We start from the raw sequence: 17,223 nt of genomic DNA, 5'->3' as shown, positions 1-17,223 counted from the left end.
GTGCTATGTCATCATCGACCGTTTCCTTCCATACCGTGCTCGTCGCCAACCGTGGCGAGATCGCCCGTCGGGTGATCCGTACCCTCCGTACCCTCGGAATCCGCAGCGTCGCCGTGTACAGCGATGCGGATGCGTCCGCGCCCCACGTACGCGAAGCGGATCTGGCGGTGCGGATCGGTCCCGCGCCCGCCGTCGAGTCCTACCTCGACATCGATGCGGTGATCGCCGCGGCCCGCAGCACCGGTGCACAGGCGATCCATCCCGGCTACGGGTTCCTCTCCGAGAGTGTCGGTCTCGCCGAGGCCTGCGCCGAGAGCGGCGTCGTCTTCATCGGCCCCTCCGTCGACGCTCTGCAGATCATGGGAGACAAGGCCCGCGCCCGCGAGCATGTGCTGCGCTACGGCGTGCCTGTCGTTCCGGGCTTCGACGCCAAAGGCCTCTCCGACCTCGAGATCGCCGAGGAGGCGGAGAACGTCGGCTACCCGCTGCTGGTCAAGCCCAGTGCAGGTGGCGGAGGAAAGGGCATGGAGGTCGTCTCCGACGCTGCGGGGCTGCGCGGAGCGCTCGCCTCGGCTCGTCGGGTCGCGTCAGCCGCCTTCGGAGATGACTCGCTCATCCTGGAGCGCCTGATCCGTCGCCCACGGCACATCGAGGTGCAGGTCTTCGGCGATGCCCACGGAACGGTCATCGCCCTCGGCGAGCGCGAGTGCACGCTGCAGCGTCGTCATCAGAAGGTCATCGAGGAGGCACCGTCGGCTGGCATCCCCGCACATACGAGGGAGCGGCTGCTCTCGGCGGCCGTGCTGGCGGCGGAGAGCGTCCAGTACGTCGGCGCGGGCACGGTCGAGTTCCTCATCGACGCCGACGCGCCGGACGAGGCCTTCTTCATCGAGATGAACACACGCCTTCAGGTGGAACATCCCGTCACCGAAGAGGTCACCGGTCTGGACCTGGTGGCGCTTCAACTCCGTGCGGCTGACGGGCTTCCGCTGGACGTCACGCCGCGAGTGCGAGGGCACGCCGTCGAAGCGCGTGTGTATGCGGAGTCCCCCGAGCGCGGTTTCCTGCCCTCGACGGGCACGATCCTCCTGTTCGATCCGCCGCCCGGCGTGCGCGTGGATTCCGCCGTCGAGACGGGGAGTGAGGTGACCGGGTTCTACGACCCCATGATCGCGAAAGTGATCGCGTTCGCTGACGATCGTCGAGCCGCCCTGGCACGGCTCGATGAGGCTCTCGCACGCATGGTGGTGCTCGGGGTCGACACCAACGTGGCCTTCCTGCGGACCCTCTGCCGTCACGAGCGTGTGGTCGCGGGCGATCTCGACACCGGGCTCATCGAGACGCTGCTGCCCTGGAAGGCGGAGCGCCCGTCTCCCGCTCAGCTGGCTGCGGCGAGGAAGATGTCGGCGACCGGAGCAAGCGAACCGCTGCGAACGAGCGCGCTCTGGCGGGATCGTCCGGGGTGGCGGTTGGGTGCCGCGGCCGTGCCGGAGGCGACGTTCGCGGCCCTCACGGATGACGACGAAGTGGTTGAACTCGGTGCAGCGGACGTATCCGCCCCGAACGGGACGGTGCACGCGGCCATGGACGGAGATGGCGCGGTCTGGGTGTCCGAGAGCGGCCGCACGGTGCGTCTGCGTCCGCTCGACAGGCGGCGCAGGATGCTCCACCGTCTCGCTCAGCGCGAGTCAGGGGCGGCAGCGACCGAGCCCGAGGGGCGCGCGCCCATGCCGGGCAGCGTCGTGGCCGTGCTCGTCGCGAACGGGGATGCGGTGTCGGCCGGCGACCCGCTCGTCGCGATCGAGGCGATGAAGATGGAGCACCAGGTGCTCGCACCCCATGACGGTGTGGTGCATCTGCTGGTCGCGGTGGGCGATCAGGTGCGGCGCGACCAACCGGTCGCCCGCGTGACGACAGAGGAGAGCTGAACATGGAAGACCTGTCAGAGGAGGAGCGCGAGCTCGCCGCGATGGTGCGCGAATTCGCCGAGACGGTGGTCGCACCGCAGTCGTACGAGGCCGACCGCACGCACACGCTGTCGATGGAGGTCGTCTCGCAGATGGGTGACCTCGGCCTGTTCGGCCTGCCGTTCCCCGAGCAGTACGGAGGTCAGGGCGGTGACTACATGGCGCTGGGCATCGCGATCGAGGCCCTGGGGCGGGTGGACCAGTCGATCGCGATCACACTCGAAGCAGGAGTGAGCCTCGGTGCCATGCCGATCTACCGCTTCGGCACCGAGGAACAGCGGCAGGAGCTGCTTCCCGATCTGCTCGCGGGGCGCGCGCTGGCGGGCTTCGGCCTGACCGAGCCGGAAGCCGGAAGCGACGCTGGCGCGACCAGGACGACCGCGCGCGTGGAGGGCGATGAGTGGGTGATCGACGGCTCCAAGCAGTTCATCACCAACTCGGGAACTCCGATCACCCGCTTCGTCACGGTCACTGCGGTGACCGGGAACGAGAACGGGCGCAAGGAGATCTCCACGATCATCGTCCCGAACGGCACTCCCGGGTTCACGGTCGAAGCTCCTTACGACAAGGTCGGGTGGAACGCCTCGGACACCCACCCGTTGACGTTCGACGGAGCGCGGGTTCCGGCGACGAACCTGCTGGGGGAGCGGGGGAGCGGCTTCCGGAGCTTCCTCAGCATCCTCGACGAGGGTCGCATCGCGATCGCCGCCCTCTCCACCGGCGCGGCCGAGGGGTGTCTGGAGGCGGCGGTCGAATACGCGAAGAGCCGGACGATCTTCGGCGCAGCGCTGAGCACACGCCAGAATGCTCAGTTCACCCTGGCCCGTATGCGGGCGCGCGTTCACACCGCGCGGCTCGCCTGGCATCACGCGGCGCGACTGCGGGATGCGGGGAAGCCGTTCGCGGAGGCCGCAGCGATCGCCAAGCTCGTGGGCGGGGAGGCCGCGATGGACAACGCGAGGGACGCCACCCAGGTCTTCGGGGGAAACGGGTTCATGAACGAATTCCCGGTCGCTCGCCACTACCGCGACTCGAAGATCCTCGAGATCGGCGAGGGGACGACCGAGGTGCAGCTCCTCGTCATCGCGCGCGGACTCGGACTCGCCGGGTAGCGTGGCCCCATGCGCCGTACTGAGCGACGAACGGAGTCGAAGTGACCACCCACGACATCCTTCAGAGGGGTTTGTACTACGAGGAGTTCGTGCTCGACGCCCGCTACCTGCACCGCCCCGGCCGCACGGCGACCGAGGCCGACAACGTGCTGTTCACGACGCTCACCATGAACACGCAGGCGCTGCACCTCGATGCGGCGTTCGCCGATGCGCAGGACCCGTTCCGTGCGCGGCTCATGAATTCGATGTGGACGCTGTCGACGATGGTCGGCGCCTCGGTCGCGCAGCTGACGCAGGGCACGCTGGTCGCACAGCTCGGGTTCGGCGACATCGTCTTCCCGCACCCGCTGTTCGCCGGTGACACCCTCTATACCGAGAGCGTCATCGTCGACAAACGGCTGTCGTCCTCACGCCCGGGTCAGGGCATCGTGAAGATCGCCCACACCGGGCGCAATCAGGACGAGACGGTCGTGGCGACCGCAGTGAGGTCGGTTCTCGTCCACTGCCTCCCGGAAGGAGTCGCGAAGTGACTTTCGAACTCGGACCGGCCCTGCTGTTCTGCCCCGCGGACCGTCCGGAGCGCTTCCGCAAGGCTCAGGACCGGGCGGACGCGATCATCCTCGACCTCGAAGATGCCGTACTCCCGGAGGCGAAGGCCGTGGCGCGCCGGAACGTGATCGATGCGGACATCGACGCCGAGCGGGTTATCGTGCGCGTGAACGCTCCGGGCACCGAAGCGTTCACGGCCGACCTCGACGCACTCGCCGAGACGGACTTCCGTACGGTGATGGTAGCGAAGACGGAGAGCGCCGAGTGCCTCGATGCGTTCGACGAGCGGTACTCGCTGATCGCCCTGTGCGAGACCGCGCGCGGCATCCATGCGGCCGACCGGATCGCCGCGCACCCCCTGGTCACCGCGATGATGTGGGGCGCAGAGGATCTCGTGGCGTCTCTCGGCGGAACCTCGTCGCGGAATGCTGAGGGCGGCTATCGGGATATCGCCCGCTATGCCCGTGCTCGTGTCCTCCTCGAGTCCGGCGCCCACGGCAAGGCGGCCATCGACGCGGTGCACATCGACATCGACGACGCCGAGGGGCTGCAACGCGAGGCGATGGACGCTGCGGCCTCGGGGTTCCATGCCACCGCCTGCATCCATCCGAACCAGGTGTCGGCGATCAGGGCCGCGTATCGGCCGGACGACGGTGCGGTGACTTGGGCGCGGGCGGTGCTCGCGGCTGCGGCCACGGAACGCGGCGTGTTCCGCTTCGAGGGACGGATGATCGACGAACCGGTGCTTCGGCACGCGCGATCGGTCGTCACCCGCGTCAGCTGATCAGAGGACCTTCGACTCCTCGAGGAGTCGAAGGTAACCGGGTGCCGCCACGAAGCGGTGTGCGGACCCGTTGCGCAGGACCTCCCCGTCGCGGGGAAGCGTCCCGCCGGAGACATGATCGATCACAGCGCGGATGACGCCGCCGTGTGCCACCACGAGCACCGATTCCGCTTGCGGGGCCGAGCGGCGCCGCGCTTCACGGGCGATCGCGTGGAGCGCAGCGATGGCACGCTCGCCGACCTGCTCCAGGGACTCCGCGCCCGGAACCTCGGCGTGCCAGTCGCCGTACGTCGAGATGTAGTCCTCGACGAGCATGCCTTCACCGTCGCCGAACTCGCGCTCCCGGATGTCGGGAATGACACCGACCACCTCGAGCCCGAGCCTGTCGGCGATGATCTCGGCCGTCTCCTTGGCGCGCAGCAGCGGACTGGTGTACACCGCGTGATGCGTGCTGGCGGCGAGGGTCTCGGCTGCCCTTCGCGCGTCTTCTCGCCCGGTCTCGTTCAGCGGGATGTCGGTCGAACCCTGGATTCGTCGAGCGAGGTTCCAATCGGTCTGGCCATGGCGGATGAGGGTGAGGTGGGTCACGAGAGAAGTTCCTGGAGTGCGGGGAGCACGTCGCTGGTGCCTGCGGCGATGGTGACATCGGCCCAGGCATCCGCACGCGTCGGCTCGCGGTTGACGATGATCAGAGGGATGTTGCGGCGTCGGGCCCGCTCGACCAGCCGCACGCCGGAGTTCACGACGAGCGAGGAGCCGGCGACGATGAGGGCGGAGCTGGAGCGAAGCAGCGACTCTGCCGCACGGAAGCGGTCCAGCGGGACATACTCTCCGAAGAAGACGACATCGGGTTTCAGCATCCCGCCGCACACCGTGCACACCGGGACGATGAACCCCTCGGTGGATTCGGGGAGGACGTCGCCGTCTGGGGCGAGTGCCACATTCTCCGGAATGGTGATCCAGGGGTTTCGCTCCTCGATCTGCACCGCGATGTCACGGCGATCGAAGACCTGGCCGCACTGCAGGCAGAAGACGCGACGCATCGTGCCGTGCACCTCGATCACGTGCGAACTCCCGGCGCGCAGATGGAGTCCGTCGACGTTCTGGGTGATGACGCCCGAGACGTTCCCGGCAGCCTCGAGCTGTGCGACCGCGAGGTGACCGGCGTTGGGTTCTGCTCGCGCGAAAGCACGCCAGCCGAGGTGGCCGCCGACCCAATAACGTCGTCGTGCGGCCTCGTCGCCCAAGTAGGTCTGGATCGTCATCGGGTCGCTGCGGGTTCTGGCGCCCTCTCCGCGGTACGCGGGTATCCCCGAGTCGGTGGAGATGCCGGCGCCTGTCAAGAGGGCGATGCGCCTGTCACGCAGCAGCTCGGCGGCGTGGGCGATGGCGGCCGACAGCTCGGCGGTGTTCGAGACGCTCACAGGACCTCCTCGAGCGAGTCTACGGCGTGGAGAGATGCGACGGACTCAGCGAGCAGCTCGTCGACGGCGCACGGTGCGTCGGAGCGGGGGTGCGAGCAGTGGCAGAGTGGGACGCATGCGACTGGTGCCTGTGACCGATGCCGACGATCCGCGCCTCGACGACTACCGCGGGCTCACCGACACGGCGCTGCGCACCATCCGTGAACCGGCGGGCGGGCTGTACATCGCGGAGTCGACGAAGGTCATCGCCCGTGCGGTGGCAGCCGGGCATCGTCCGCGCTCTGTGCTGGTGCAGGAGCGCCGCGTGGAGGACATCCGTGGAATCGTCGGCGATCTCGACGTGCCCGTGTACGTCGTCCCTGACGATGTGGCGGAATCGGTGACCGGTTTCGCCGTGCACCGTGGAACGATCGCGTCGATGCACCGCCCGGAGCTGCCGACGGTTCGAGACGTGATCGACGGCGCCTCCGTCGTGCTCATCCTCGAGAACATCGGCGATCACACGAACGTCGGTGCCGCGTTCCGTGCGGCAGCCGGTCTCGGGGCAGACGCCGTGCTGGTGTCGCCCGGGGGAGCGGACCCGCTGTACCGACGCAGCGTACGGGTGAGCATGGGGACGGTCTTCCAGGTCCCGTGGACGCGGATCACCGATTGGGATAAAGCCGTCGAAGACCTCCATGCCGCGCATTTCGACATCGCAGCGCTGGCTCTGCGCGACGATGCGGTGACACTCGACGCCTACGTCGCCGACCGCCCCGAGCGCGTCGCCCTCGTCATGGGCTCGGAGGGCGACGGTCTCTCCCGCACGGTGATCGACAGTGCCGACACCGTCGTCACGATTCCGATGTCCGGTGGTGTCGACTCTCTCAACGTCGCCTCTGCAGCAGCCGTGGCGCTGTGGGCGGTGAAGGGCTGACCCCGGGTCAGTCCCGCGGCGGAAGGAGGATCGGCGAAGGCTCAGGGCGCTTCGCGGCCAGGTTGTCGCCCGACGACTGGTGCCGCAGTCGACGAAGCACCCAGGGCATCAGGTGCTCGCGCGCCCACCCGAGGTCTTCGGATCGAGCCTCGCGCCAGGTCCGCAGCGGGTACGGCTCGGGCTGCATGGCCTCGAGGTCGTTCGGGACGTTCAGGGCACGGAGCGCCATGCGTGCGACCTCGTGGTGGCCGAGGGCGTTGTAGTGCAACCGGTCGTCGTCGAAGAACCGCATGTCCTGCACGACCTTGAGCGCCCACTGGTCCGCGACGATGCAGTCGTGGCGCTCGGCGATCGCGCGGACGTTCTCGTTGTAGATGGCCACCTTGCCGCGGAAGGCGCGGAAAACCGGCGTGAAACCGGTGTCGATGCCCGTGAACAGGAGGACGGCCGCTCCCGTCGATGACAGCCGCGCCACGGCATCCTCGAGCTGACTCGCGATGGCGTCGGGGTCGGTGCCCGGGCGGATCACATCGTTGCCCCCGGCACAGATCGAGACGAGGTCGGGACGCAGCGCGACGGCCGGTTCGATCTGCTCGGCGACGATCTGCGCGATGAGCTTCCCGCGGACGGCGAGATTCGCGTAGGCGAAGTCGTCCACCTGGGCGGCGAGCACCTCTGCCACCCGATCGGCCCAGCCGCGGTGGCTGCCGGGGTGCGCCGGATCCGGGTCTCCGATGCCCTCCGTGAACGAGTCTCCGGTGGCGACGAAACGGCGCCACGGGTGTGCGGTCTCGTTGGGGATGTACGGGGTCCGAGTCGAATCCTGGTCGGTCATCCAGCTCTCCTTCGCGAACGTCTGCCGAGGCGGCGGTGGCCGCAGCGCAGTGACCGAGCCTACTCGCACGCGCCGGCCCGAGGGAGGGGCGCGCGCGAGAAGCGCGGCACGTGCGCCAGTGTCCGCAGCACCGATTATCGTGGAGTCGATGCTCTCTCCGTCCTTTCCCCAGCGTGCCCCTTGGGGAACCGCAAGCAAGCTGCGCGCCTGGCAACAGGAGGCGCTGGAACAGTACTTCGAAGCCGATCAGCGAGACTTCCTCGTCGCGGCGACACCCGGTGCAGGCAAGACCACCTTCGCCCTCACCCTCGCGGTCGAGCTCATGCGCATCGGCGAAGTGAACCGCATCATCGTGGTGGCGCCGACCGAGCACCTCAAGACACAGTGGGCGGATGCGGCGGCTCGCGTGCACATCCGGCTCGACCCGCGATTCCGCAACAGCGACTGGGCGCCGGCACGTCACTACCACGGTGCCGTCGTCACCTACGCGCAGGTGGCTGCGAAGTCGTCCGTGCATCGGCATCTGACGGAAGACGCCAAGACACTCGTGGTGCTCGACGAGGTCCATCACGGTGGGGACGCGCTGAGCTGGGGCGACGCCATCCGCGACGCCTATGGCCCCGCGAAACGCCGACTGCTGCTCTCCGGAACGCCGTTCCGCAGCGACACAGCGCCGATCCCGTTCGTGGAGTACCACCCCGACGAATCCGGCGCACGCGTCTCGCGCACCGACTACAACTACGGCTACGGCCGTGCCCTCGCCGATGGGGTCGTGCGCCCCGTGCTCTTCCACATGTACGCGGGCAAGATGCGCTGGCGCACCACCACCGGCGATGAACTCGAGACGCACCTCGGCCAGGACAACACGAAGGACGTGACGTCGCAGGCCTGGCGCACGGCGCTCGACCCCGAAGGCGAGTGGATGCCGGCCGTGCTGTCGGCCGCAGATCGCCGCCTCACCGAGATCCGCCACCATGTTCCGGACGCCGGCGGCCTCGTGCTCGCCACCGATCAGACGGTCGCGCGCGCGTACGCGAAGATCCTGCACAGCATCACGGGGCAGCAGCCGACGATCGTGCTCTCCGATGACGCGACCGCCTCGGAGCGCATCGAGAAGTTCAGCGCGAACGACTCCCGCTGGATGGTCGCGGTCCGCATGGTGTCGGAGGGCGTCGACGTACCGCGACTCGCGGTCGGTGTGTACGCGACGTCGTCGTCCACCCCACTCTTCTTCGCACAGGCGATCGGCCGATTCGTGCGGGCCCGTCGTCGGGGCGAGGCCGCCAGCGTGTTCCTGCCACAGGTGCCCGTGCTCATGGGTCTGGCGAACGAGATGGACAAGCAGCGAGACCATGCGCTCGACCGGCAGTCCAAAGAAGAAGACGGACTCGACGACTCCTTGCTCGAAAGCGCCAACCGCGAAGAGGAGACCTCGGATGCGCTGACGCAGGAGTTCAGCTACCAGGCGCTCTCCTCGGTCGCGCACTTCGACCGCGTCGTCTTCGAGGGCCAGGAGTTCGGCCAGCTGGCTGAGCCCGGCACCCCCGAGGAGGAGGAGTTCATCGGTTTCCCGGGTCTTCTCGAACCCGAGCACGTGCACGAGCTGCTCATGCAGCGCCAGTCGCGACAGTCCCGGTTGAGAGAGGCGCGCGAGGCGTCCACCGGGCCGACGGAGACGACGACGCTTCCGCCGCCCCTCCATCGCACCCTCAAGGAGCAGCGGCAGCTCCTGAACAGTCTGGTGGGCCTCTATGCCCGGCAGAGAGGCGAGCCCCACGGAGCGGTGCATGCCGAGCTCCGACGTATCTGCGGCGGACCGGCGGTGGCGCAGGCGACCGTGACACAGCTGCAGTCGCGTATCGAGGTCCTGCGCAAGCGCGTACGCTCCTGAGCGATCGTCTGCCGGCCTTGTTCGGCGGCCGTGCTTCGGATCCCCGAAATGCTGTCAATCCGCGTCTGAGCGCGGTCGCGTCGAGCCTCCGAGGCTAGCGTTGAACGGTTGCCCTCGCATCGGGCACCGGACACCTGGAGGATCCATGACAGCGCCTGCTGCCGCCGACCCGACCCCTGCTGATCGCAAGCGATGGGCCCGCTACCTCGTCGAGGAACGAGCCGAGGGCGCCGTGTATCAGAAGCTCGCGGCACGCCGCACGGGGGAGGAGCGGGAGATCCTCCTGAGGCTCGCCGACGCCGAGCGCCGCCACGAGCAGCACTGGCTCGACCTTCTCGGGGCCGAGCCCGCACGGTTGCCGCGCGCCGGCTTCCGCTCCCGGCTGCTCGGCTGGATGGCGGGCCGCTTCGGGTCCATCTTCGTGCTCGCGCTCGCGCAGAGCGCCGAGGCGCGCTCGCCCTACGATTCCGAGCAGTACGCGACCCCGGCGATGCGCGCCGACGAGAAGGTGCACTACGAGGTCGTCCGCGGACTCGCCGCGCGGGGACGGAGGCGGCTCTCGGGGTCGTTCCGCGCCGCCGTCTTCGGCGCCAACGACGGTCTCGTGAGCAACCTCGCGCTGGTGCTCGGCATCGGTGCGACCGGGGTCAGTTCCGGATTCGTCCTCTTCAGCGGCATCGCCGGGCTGTTGGCCGGCGCGCTGTCGATGGGGGCGGGGGAGTTCGTGTCGGTGCGTTCGCAGCGCGAGCTGCTGGCCGCGACAGAGGCGAATGAGGACGCTCATGCTGCAGCCGGCGACCTCGACATCGATGAGAACGAACTCGCGCTCGTGTATCGGGCGCGTGGCATGGATCAGGAGGAATCGCTGTCGCGCGCGCGACGCATCGTCGCGGCGGCGCAGGCGGGCGTCAGCCGTGCGGCAACCGGGCCTGTGAACATCCAGGCTGGAGGCGATCACGAGATCGTCGGAAGCGATTGGACGGCGGCGATCTCGAGCTTCCTGCTGTTCGCCTCAGGCGCGATCATCCCGGTCCTGCCCTGGATCTTCGGGCTCCACGGCACGGCCGCGATCATCGTCGCCCTGGTCCTGGTCGGTGTCGCACTGCTGAGCACCGGCGCGATGGTGGGCGTCCTCTCGGGCGGCCCGCCCCTGCGCCGCGCCCTCCGTCAGCTCGCGATCGGGTTCGGCGCCGCCGCCATCACGTACGTGCTCGGTCTCGTGTTCGGTGTCGGCACAGCCTAAGGGGCGTGCGCGGACTCACCCCTCCACACGATTGATCGCGGGGACCGTGTAGCGGCGGTCGAGAACGGCGGGATCGGGCTCGTACATCCGCATCACCGGCCGGAAGTCTCCGGCCGGGGCGGGAAGCCAGTTGGCCGCCGCCGTCGCGTCTTCGGGTCGCGCATGGCTGATCGTGATGGTGAGAGCGCCTTCCGCATCGCGGACCAGGCCCGCGGTCCTGTCGCCGATCGAGTACCGCGCGATGGGATTCTCCACCAGGTAGAACTCCGGAACTGAGTACATCGTCAATGACCAGAAGGCGGACACGGGCGGCTCGGGGTCCAGACGCAGCGTGTATGTCCGGGCACCGGTGAGCTGATCTCCGCGGTCGTCGACGTACGTCATGATGTACGCCGCTTCGTACGGGTGGTTGCCCCATAGACCGCCGAGCGCGGCAGCTGCGCGTTCGGCGATTCGTAGTTCGGGGTCGGTCATCTTGAAGCGGTCGTCATCCAGGGCACCGACCTCGAAGTAGTCGAGGTTGTAGTCGAAGGCGTGGAAGGTGAGCTTCCACCCGTTCTCCTCCGGGCTGGAGCCGTGCGTCAGGATCGTATGGAGGGTCTCCTTGGCGGCGTCCATGTCGCCGACCAGGCGCGCGGCGTCGGAGAGCGGCATCGACGAATAGGGTGATGCGCCCCGCACGGCGATCCCCGTAGAGGCAAGCGAGTCCTGCAACGGACGATCACGCTGTGCGGGTGGGAACTGCTGCGACCAGACGCGGAGCTTCTCGAGGAAGAGCGCGCTCCCCGGTACGTCGGGATCGGGGACAGCGAGGCCTGCAGGAACGGCATCAGGATCTCGCGGCGTCAGCGTCGTGGCGTCCTGGAGTGCGTGTACTTCGGGGAGCTCGTGATCACCGCTCACTGCCCAGCGTCCGACTATCGAAGCGATCGTCGTCGGGAATCGGATCACGACCGTATCTCCGGCGTTGCCGGTCCAGGACGGCGGAACGAGGAGGAACGTCCCCGCGCCCGTTCCGGTCGCGCGATGTCCGACGTAGGCGAAGTTGTTCGTCCATGCGTCGACGAACTGGAGGACGTAGTAGCGGCCGGCAGTGTCAGGGACCTGCAGCTCGACCGGGCCGACACTGAGGTCGACCTGCGCCATCGAATACAGCGTGTCGTTGTTGATCGTGACGAACGTATCGGCCGGCCCTGCGAGCGTCCGAGCGTGGCTGAAGGTGTTGAACCGGGCGGCGGGGTTGGCGCCGACTCCGGTCGTCGTGTATCGCGTGACCTGATCGAGGTTGAACACGAGCGGAAACCCGTAAAGGTAGGCCTGGGTAATCGTCGAACGATCGGCATCGAGGGCTGTCATGCGGATCAGGCTATCCAGAGCCGTTCGCGTGCAGGGGGAGGAGATCATCCCCCTCGGATGAGGTCACTCGTGCGTTACCTCGCGTCGCGTGCGGACAAAGAAGAAGGCCCCGGATCTGTGGGATCCGGGGCCTTCTTTTACCTGTGCGCGGAGGGGGACTTGAACCCCCACGCCCTTACGGGCACTACGACCTCAACGTAGCGCGTCTACCATTCCGCCACCCGCGCAGGTTTTGGATGATCGTTGCCGACCGAAGAATGACATTACCACGTTCCCCGCGGCCTCTCGAACCGAGCGGTACGCCCGGGCGTGGCTCGCCGTTTCGATAGCCTGGAGCACATGACCGATCCCTCTCTTCCCGAGGTCGTGCGCATCGCCAGCGACCTCATCCGCTTCGACACATCCAACTTCGGTGGAGGGAATGCGAAGGGCGAGCGTGAGGCTGCGGAGTACGTGGGCGCCTACCTCGAGGAGCTCGGGCTGGAGGTCGAGTACTACGAGCCGATCGAGCGCCGTACCAACGTGATGGCCCGTGTTCCGGGCCGCGATCGGACCAAACCCGCACTCGTCGTGCATGGACATCTCGACGTCGTGCCCGCGATGGCCGACGACTGGAGCGTCGATCCGTTCGCCGGCCTCGTCCAGGACGGCATGCTGTGGGGACGCGGCGCTGTCGACATGAAGAACATGAACGCGATGATCCTCACCTCCGTCGCCGAGATCCTGCGGGCGGGGGAGCAGCCGGAGCGCGACCTCATCCTGGCGTTCTTCGCCGACGAAGAGAACGGGGGCGTCGAAGGTTCGGCTCTCGTCGTCCAGAATCGTCCGGAGTGGTTCGAAGGAGCCACGGCCGCGATCAGCGAGGTCGGGGGCTACTCGATCACCGTGGACGATCGGCGTGCGTACCTGCTGCAGGTCGGCGAGAAGGCGCTGATCTGGATCCGCCTGGTGGCGAAGGGTCGTGCGGGTCACGGCAGCCGCCTGCACGATGACAATGCCGTGACGAAGCTCTCGGAGGCCGTCGCGGCGATCGGCCGCACGCGCTGGCCTATCCGTCTGACGCCGACGACCACGGCACTGCTGGAGGGACTCAGCGCATTGAGCGGGCGCAGTGCCGACGACCCCGATGCCCTCGCCGCTGCCGCGGGCCCCGCGGAGGCGTTCCTGAGGTCGTCGTTCCGGACGACCACGAATCCCACGGCTCTGACCGCCGGATACAAGCACAACGTCATCCCGGAGCGTGCCGAGGCACTCATCGATGTCCGCGTGATCCCCGGGACCGAAGACGATGTGCTCGCCGAGTTGCAGCAGATCGTCGGTGACGACATCGAGATCCAGACGGTCGTCCGTGACATCGGCATGGAGACACCGTTCGAGGGCGAGCTCGTCGAGGCGATGGTCGCCAGCATCGGTCGCCACGACCCCGGTGTCCCCGTGATCCCGTACCTGCTGGGCGCCGGCACCGACAACAAGGCGCTGGCCTACCTGGGCATCACCGGGTACGGCTTCGCGCCGTTGAAGCTCCCCGCCGACTTGGACTTCACAGGCATGTTCCACGGAGTCGATGAGCGAGTACCCGTAGAATCGCTTGTCTTCGGCCAGCGGGTGCTGGCCGATCTGCTGCGCACGTACTGAGCGCTGCGCGCTCCGTGCCTCTCTGAACTGAAAGCTCTCCATGCACCTGCTCGAAGCACTGATCCTGGGCATCGTCCAGGGACTCACCGAGTTCCTCCCGATCTCCTCCAGCGCCCATCTGCGCATCCTCGGCACGTTCCTGCCGTCGGGCGAGGACCCGGGCGCGGCCTTCACCGCGATCACACAGATCGGTACCGAGGCCGCGGTCGTCGTGTTCTTCTGGCGTGACATCGTGCGCATCATCGGCCAGTGGTTCCGCTCGCTCGTCGGCAAGGCGCCGCGCAATGATCCCGACGCGCGGATGGGCTGGATGATCATCATCGGCAGCATCCCGATCGTGGTTCTCGGGCTGCTCTTCCAGGACCAGATCGAGACCGTGCTCCGGTCGATGTGGATCGTCGCGATCATGCTCATCGTCTTCGGCATCCTGCTCGGCGTCGCCGACTACGTCGGGGCGAAGCGCCGGAAGTTGAACGACCTCACGTACCCGCACGGCATCGCCTTCGGATTCGCGCAGGCACTGGCGCTGATCCCGGGCGTCTCCCGCTCGGGCGGCACCATCACGATGGGGCTCTTCCTCGGTTACGAGCGCGCCGCTGCCGCCCGCTACGCCTTCCTGCTCGCGATCCCCGCGGTGTTCGGCAGTGGCTTCTACCAGGTGTTCAAGAGCTGGGACGAGCCGTCGTTCTTCTCGTTCGGCGACACGCTCGCGGCGACGGGCATCGCGTTCGTGGTGGCGCTCGGCGTCATCGCGTTCTTCATGAACTGGATCTCGAAGCGCAGCTTCCTGCCGTTCGTGATCTACCGGATCCTGCTCGGCACCGTGCTCCTGGTCCTACTCGGTACCGGTGTGATCGCGGCCTGACCCGGACTCAGCGCTTGCGGTCTCCTGGACCGTCATCGCGACGGCGGAGATACCGCTCGAATGCCTGCGCGATCGCATCGCCGGACGCCTCGGGGGAGTCCCACGTGTCGCGCGTGCGCTCGAGCTGACGGATGTACTCGGCCATGTCTTCGTCCTCCGACGCGGCCGCATCGATCGAAGCCTCCCAGGCCGCGGCCTCGGTGCGCAGCGTCTGGCGATCCACGTCGGCACCGGTCAGCTCCTCGAGCCGGTCGAGCAGGGCGAGAGTCACCTTCGGCGAGGGCGTCGCCGACGCGACGTAATGCGGCACGCTGGCCCACAGGCTGGCGGTGGGGATCCCCGCGTTCTCGGCGAAGTGCTCGATGACGGAAAGGATGCCGACCGGGCCCTCGTAGAGCGAGCGCTCGAGGTCGTGAGCTTCCCGCACCTGCTCGTTCTGGCTGGACGCGAAGATCGAGATCGGCCGGGTGTGGGGGACGTCCGAGAGCATCGCGCCGAGGGTGACGAGTCCGGTGATGTCATCGCGCAGAGCCACATCGATGAACTCCGAGGCGAACGCCTGCCAGGTTCGCGCGGGCTCCGCGCCGGTGAGCAGCCAGAACTCGGGTCCCGGCCCCGGATCGCGGGGACGCCACAGCCCGGCCTCCGGCCATGTCAGTCGACGTCGCCCCTCGGCGTCCATCCGGCTCGACGGTCGCGTGTACTGGTAATCGAAGTACAGCTCGGGATCGACGGAGTGCACGAGGTCGTACTCCGATGAAGCCCGCAGCGCCTCGATGGCGCCACTCGCCGCTTCACCCGCATCGTTCCAGCCGTCGAAGGCGGCGATGACGATGCGCTGACCGAGAACATCCATCGTGGGCTCCCTTCGAGATCGTGGACGAGATCCTTCCAGGCTAGTCCGCGACGGCGGGATGCGGGCGGTACCCCGGCTAGCATGGGTTCAGTGAGCAGAAAGCCCAGCGCGGTCCTGTGGGACATGGATGGAACACTCGTCGACACCGAACCCTATTGGATGGCGGCCGAGACGGCGCTGGTCGAATCCTTCGGCGGATCGTGGAGTCACGAGGATGCGCTGCAGCTCGTCGGAAGCGGCCTGCTCGACAGCGCGGTGATCCTCCAGGGGGCCGGCGTCACGATGGAGGCCCAGGCGATCGTCGACCATTTGACCGACGCCGTGCAGGATTCGCTCCGCACCAGTGGCGTGCCGTTCCGCCCGGGAGCTCGCGAACTGCTCCGCGACCTGCGGAGCGCGGGAATTCCGACGGGTCTCGTGACGATGTCCCTGCGGAGGATGGCGCTGAGCGTCGTCGATCTGATCGACTTCGAGGCGTTCGACCTCGTCGTGGCCGGGGACGATGTGGACAACCCGAAGCCGCACCCGGAGCCCTACCTGCAGGCAGCGGCCCTCCTCGACGTCGACATCGCCGATGTGATCGTCATCGAGGATTCGCCGACCGGCGTCCGCGCCGGACTCGCCTCGGGCGCGCTGACGCTCGCCGTGCCGCACATCGTGCCGCTCGACCACCTCGGGGCGCACGAGCTATGGCCGACGCTCGCCGGAAGGAACACCGGCGACCTCACCGATCTCTTCGACAGCATCAACGCCCGGACAGGAGCACCCCGATGACCGAGAGCCGCGTACCGAGGCCGAGTGGTCCTTTCCGACCAGGCGATCGAGTGCAGCTGACCGGTCCGAAGGGCCGCCTGCACACGGTGACGCTCCGCGAGGACGGGGAGCTGCACACGCACCAGGGCGTGCTGCGCCATCGTGACCTGATCGGCCTTCCCGACGGCTCCGTCGTGGCCAACAGCTCCGGACACGACTACCTGGCGCTCCGTCCCCTGCTGAGGGACTTCGCGATGTCGATGCCCCGCGGTGCAGCGATCGTGTACCCGAAAGATGCGGCGCAGATCGTGATGCAGGCCGACATCTTCCCCGGAGCGACGGTCGTCGAGGCCGGGGTCGGATCCGGGGCGCTCTCCCTTTCGCTCCTGCGGGCCGTCGGCCCGGTGGGAAGCCTGATCTCGTTCGAACGCCGCGAGGACTTCGCCGACGTCGCCCGCGGCAACGTCGAGACGTTCTTCGGCGAACACCCCGACACCTGGCGCGTCGTCGTGGGCGACCTCGTCGAGTCGCTCCCGAATGAGGTGCCGGCCGGCACCGTCGACCGGGTGGTACTGGACATGCTCGCTCCCTGGGAGTGCATGGATGCCGTCGCCGATGCGCTCACCCCCGGCGGTGTCGTCCTCTGCTACGTGGCCACGGCGACGCAGCTGTCGCGTGTCGCGGAGTACATCCGAGGCACCGGGCTCTTCACCGAGCCGGATGCCTCCGAGACGATGGTCCGCGGGTGGCATGTCGAGGGGCTCGCCGTGCGTCCGGATCACCGCATGGTCGCTCACACCGGGTTCCTGCTGACGGCGCGACGACTCGCGCCGGGCGCCGTCGCGCCTTCGGTCAAGCGACGCGCTTCCAAGAGCAGCTACGGCGACGAGGATGTCGAGGCATGGACCCCTGGAGCCGTGGGCGACCGGGAGATCAGTGACAAGAACCTGCGCAAGCGGGCGCGGGAGGCCGAGAAGGCTGCCGAGGGGGCACGCCTTGCTGCGGCGTCGCGCGATTCCGGGCACGCGACGGAATAG

General features: G+C 68.1%; 16 protein-coding genes and 1 tRNA gene. 11 read left to right on the top strand and 6 right to left on the bottom strand.

Annotation, left to right across the window (positions count from 1 at the left end; genetic code table 11):
- Positions 1 to 5 precede the first annotated feature (5 nt).
- Genes ACCO44_RS13035 through ACCO44_RS13020 form a run of 4 tightly spaced genes read left to right on the top strand, consistent with a single transcriptional unit; the run spans position 6 to position 4,412 of the window.
- The gene (locus ACCO44_RS13035) at positions 6 to 1,928 is read left to right on the top strand and encodes a biotin carboxylase N-terminal domain-containing protein (RefSeq protein ID WP_372466836.1); all 1,923 of its coding nucleotides are present in this window, start codon (positions 6 to 8) and stop codon (positions 1,926 to 1,928) included.
- Between the two features lie 2 nt (positions 1,929 to 1,930).
- A complete protein-coding gene (locus tag ACCO44_RS13030; RefSeq protein ID WP_372466835.1) occupies positions 1,931 to 3,079 on the top strand; it encodes an acyl-CoA dehydrogenase family protein in 1,149 nt (382 codons plus the stop codon).
- Between the two features lie 41 nt (positions 3,080 to 3,120).
- Entirely contained in the window at positions 3,121 to 3,609 is a 489-nt protein-coding gene (locus ACCO44_RS13025; protein ID WP_029263418.1) for a MaoC family dehydratase, read from the top strand.
- Positions 3,606 to 4,412, top strand: coding sequence for a CoA ester lyase (locus tag ACCO44_RS13020; protein WP_262000920.1), 807 nt, complete (start codon positions 3,606 to 3,608; stop codon positions 4,410 to 4,412). Before ACCO44_RS13025 ends, ACCO44_RS13020 begins: the two co-directional genes overlap by 4 nt.
- Here ACCO44_RS13020 and ACCO44_RS13015 read toward each other — a convergent pair whose 3' ends face one another.
- Positions 4,413 to 5,000, bottom strand: coding sequence for a histidine phosphatase family protein (locus tag ACCO44_RS13015; protein WP_029263416.1), 588 nt, complete (start codon positions 4,998 to 5,000; stop codon positions 4,413 to 4,415).
- Positions 4,997 to 5,836, bottom strand: a complete 840-nt coding sequence (locus tag ACCO44_RS13010) for a Sir2 family NAD-dependent protein deacetylase (protein WP_105709912.1) — start codon at positions 5,834 to 5,836, stop codon at positions 4,997 to 4,999. Before ACCO44_RS13010 ends, ACCO44_RS13015 begins: the two co-directional genes overlap by 4 nt.
- A 115-nt stretch (positions 5,837 to 5,951) precedes the next feature.
- Here ACCO44_RS13010 and ACCO44_RS13005 point away from each other — a divergent pair, with 115 nt between their 5' ends.
- Positions 5,952 to 6,752 carry a TrmH family RNA methyltransferase gene (locus ACCO44_RS13005; RefSeq protein WP_372466831.1) on the top strand — a complete coding sequence of 267 codons (801 nt, stop codon included), beginning with the start codon at positions 5,952 to 5,954 and terminating at the stop codon, positions 6,750 to 6,752.
- Between the two features lie 7 nt (positions 6,753 to 6,759).
- Here ACCO44_RS13005 and ACCO44_RS13000 read toward each other — a convergent pair whose 3' ends face one another.
- A complete protein-coding gene (locus ACCO44_RS13000) occupies positions 6,760 to 7,587 on the bottom strand; it encodes an SGNH/GDSL hydrolase family protein (RefSeq protein WP_372466829.1) in 828 nt (275 codons plus the stop codon).
- Between the two features lie 148 nt (positions 7,588 to 7,735).
- Between ACCO44_RS13000 and ACCO44_RS12995 the strand changes: the two genes are divergently transcribed.
- Positions 7,736 to 9,478, top strand: a complete 1,743-nt coding sequence (locus ACCO44_RS12995; RefSeq protein ID WP_029263412.1) for a DEAD/DEAH box helicase — start codon at positions 7,736 to 7,738, stop codon at positions 9,476 to 9,478.
- Between the two features lie 145 nt (positions 9,479 to 9,623).
- A complete protein-coding gene (locus ACCO44_RS12990; RefSeq protein ID WP_262000922.1) occupies positions 9,624 to 10,721 on the top strand; it encodes a VIT1/CCC1 family protein in 1,098 nt (365 codons plus the stop codon).
- Positions 10,722 to 10,736: 15 nt separating this feature from the next.
- Here ACCO44_RS12990 and ACCO44_RS12985 read toward each other — a convergent pair whose 3' ends face one another.
- Both ACCO44_RS12985 and ACCO44_RS12980 read right to left on the bottom strand, forming a co-directional pair.
- Positions 10,737 to 12,077 (bottom strand): DUF1254 domain-containing protein, encoded by a 1,341-nt coding sequence (locus tag ACCO44_RS12985; protein ID WP_372466828.1) that lies wholly within the window; start codon positions 12,075 to 12,077, stop codon positions 10,737 to 10,739.
- 144 nt (positions 12,078 to 12,221) lie between these two features.
- Positions 12,222 to 12,304 (bottom strand) — tRNA-Leu (locus ACCO44_RS12980).
- Between the two features lie 112 nt (positions 12,305 to 12,416).
- Between ACCO44_RS12980 and ACCO44_RS12975 the strand changes: the two genes are divergently transcribed.
- Together ACCO44_RS12975 and ACCO44_RS12970 are read left to right on the top strand one after the other, a co-directional pair.
- Positions 12,417 to 13,712, top strand: coding sequence for a M20/M25/M40 family metallo-hydrolase (locus tag ACCO44_RS12975; RefSeq protein WP_029263410.1), 1,296 nt, complete (start codon positions 12,417 to 12,419; stop codon positions 13,710 to 13,712).
- A 40-nt stretch (positions 13,713 to 13,752) separates the two neighbouring features.
- Entirely contained in the window at positions 13,753 to 14,577 is an 825-nt protein-coding gene (locus tag ACCO44_RS12970; protein WP_105709918.1) for an undecaprenyl-diphosphate phosphatase, read from the top strand.
- Between the two features lie 7 nt (positions 14,578 to 14,584).
- On the opposite strand, the gene ACCO44_RS12965 is transcribed toward ACCO44_RS12970, so the two are convergent.
- Positions 14,585 to 15,433, bottom strand: a complete 849-nt coding sequence (locus tag ACCO44_RS12965; RefSeq protein ID WP_029263408.1) for a PAC2 family protein — start codon at positions 15,431 to 15,433, stop codon at positions 14,585 to 14,587.
- A gap of 81 nt (positions 15,434 to 15,514) precedes the next feature.
- On the opposite strand from ACCO44_RS12965, the gene ACCO44_RS12960 reads away from it, so the two are divergent.
- Positions 15,515 to 16,207 (top strand): HAD family hydrolase, encoded by a 693-nt coding sequence (locus ACCO44_RS12960; RefSeq protein WP_372466827.1) that lies wholly within the window; start codon positions 15,515 to 15,517, stop codon positions 16,205 to 16,207.
- A complete protein-coding gene (locus tag ACCO44_RS12955; RefSeq protein ID WP_262000926.1) occupies positions 16,204 to 17,223 on the top strand; it encodes a tRNA (adenine-N1)-methyltransferase in 1,020 nt (339 codons plus the stop codon). Before ACCO44_RS12960 ends, ACCO44_RS12955 begins: the two co-directional genes overlap by 4 nt.

Source organism: Microbacterium maritypicum, assembly GCF_041529975.1.
Classification (GTDB): domain Bacteria; phylum Actinomycetota; class Actinomycetes; order Actinomycetales; family Microbacteriaceae; genus Microbacterium.
The sequence above is the reverse complement of the archived record's forward strand: the minus strand, read 5'-3'. Positions and strand labels throughout refer to the sequence as shown.

Bases quoted from the DNA above. Each gene is read 5' to 3' on its own strand.
- ACCO44_RS13035 (WP_372466836.1), top strand. From the start codon at position 6: ATGTCATCATCGACCGTTTCCTTCCATACCGTGCTCGTCGCCAACCGT.
- ACCO44_RS13030 (WP_372466835.1), top strand. From the start codon at position 1,931: ATGGAAGACCTGTCAGAGGAGGAGCGCGAGCTCGCCGCGATGGTGCGC.
- ACCO44_RS13005 (WP_372466831.1), top strand. From the start codon at position 5,952: ATGCGACTGGTGCCTGTGACCGATGCCGACGATCCGCGCCTCGACGAC.
- ACCO44_RS13000 (WP_372466829.1), bottom strand. From the start codon at position 7,587: ATGACCGACCAGGATTCGACTCGGACCCCGTACATCCCCAACGAGACC.
- ACCO44_RS12995 (WP_029263412.1), top strand. From the start codon at position 7,736: ATGCTCTCTCCGTCCTTTCCCCAGCGTGCCCCTTGGGGAACCGCAAGC.
- ACCO44_RS12990 (WP_262000922.1), top strand. From the start codon at position 9,624: ATGACAGCGCCTGCTGCCGCCGACCCGACCCCTGCTGATCGCAAGCGA.
- ACCO44_RS12985 (WP_372466828.1), bottom strand. From the start codon at position 12,077: ATGACAGCCCTCGATGCCGATCGTTCGACGATTACCCAGGCCTACCTT.
- ACCO44_RS12975 (WP_029263410.1), top strand. From the start codon at position 12,417: ATGACCGATCCCTCTCTTCCCGAGGTCGTGCGCATCGCCAGCGACCTC.
- ACCO44_RS12970 (WP_105709918.1), top strand. From the start codon at position 13,753: ATGCACCTGCTCGAAGCACTGATCCTGGGCATCGTCCAGGGACTCACC.
- ACCO44_RS12965 (WP_029263408.1), bottom strand. From the start codon at position 15,433: ATGGATGTTCTCGGTCAGCGCATCGTCATCGCCGCCTTCGACGGCTGG.
- ACCO44_RS12960 (WP_372466827.1), top strand. From the start codon at position 15,515: ATGGGTTCAGTGAGCAGAAAGCCCAGCGCGGTCCTGTGGGACATGGAT.
- ACCO44_RS12955 (WP_262000926.1), top strand. From the start codon at position 16,204: ATGACCGAGAGCCGCGTACCGAGGCCGAGTGGTCCTTTCCGACCAGGC.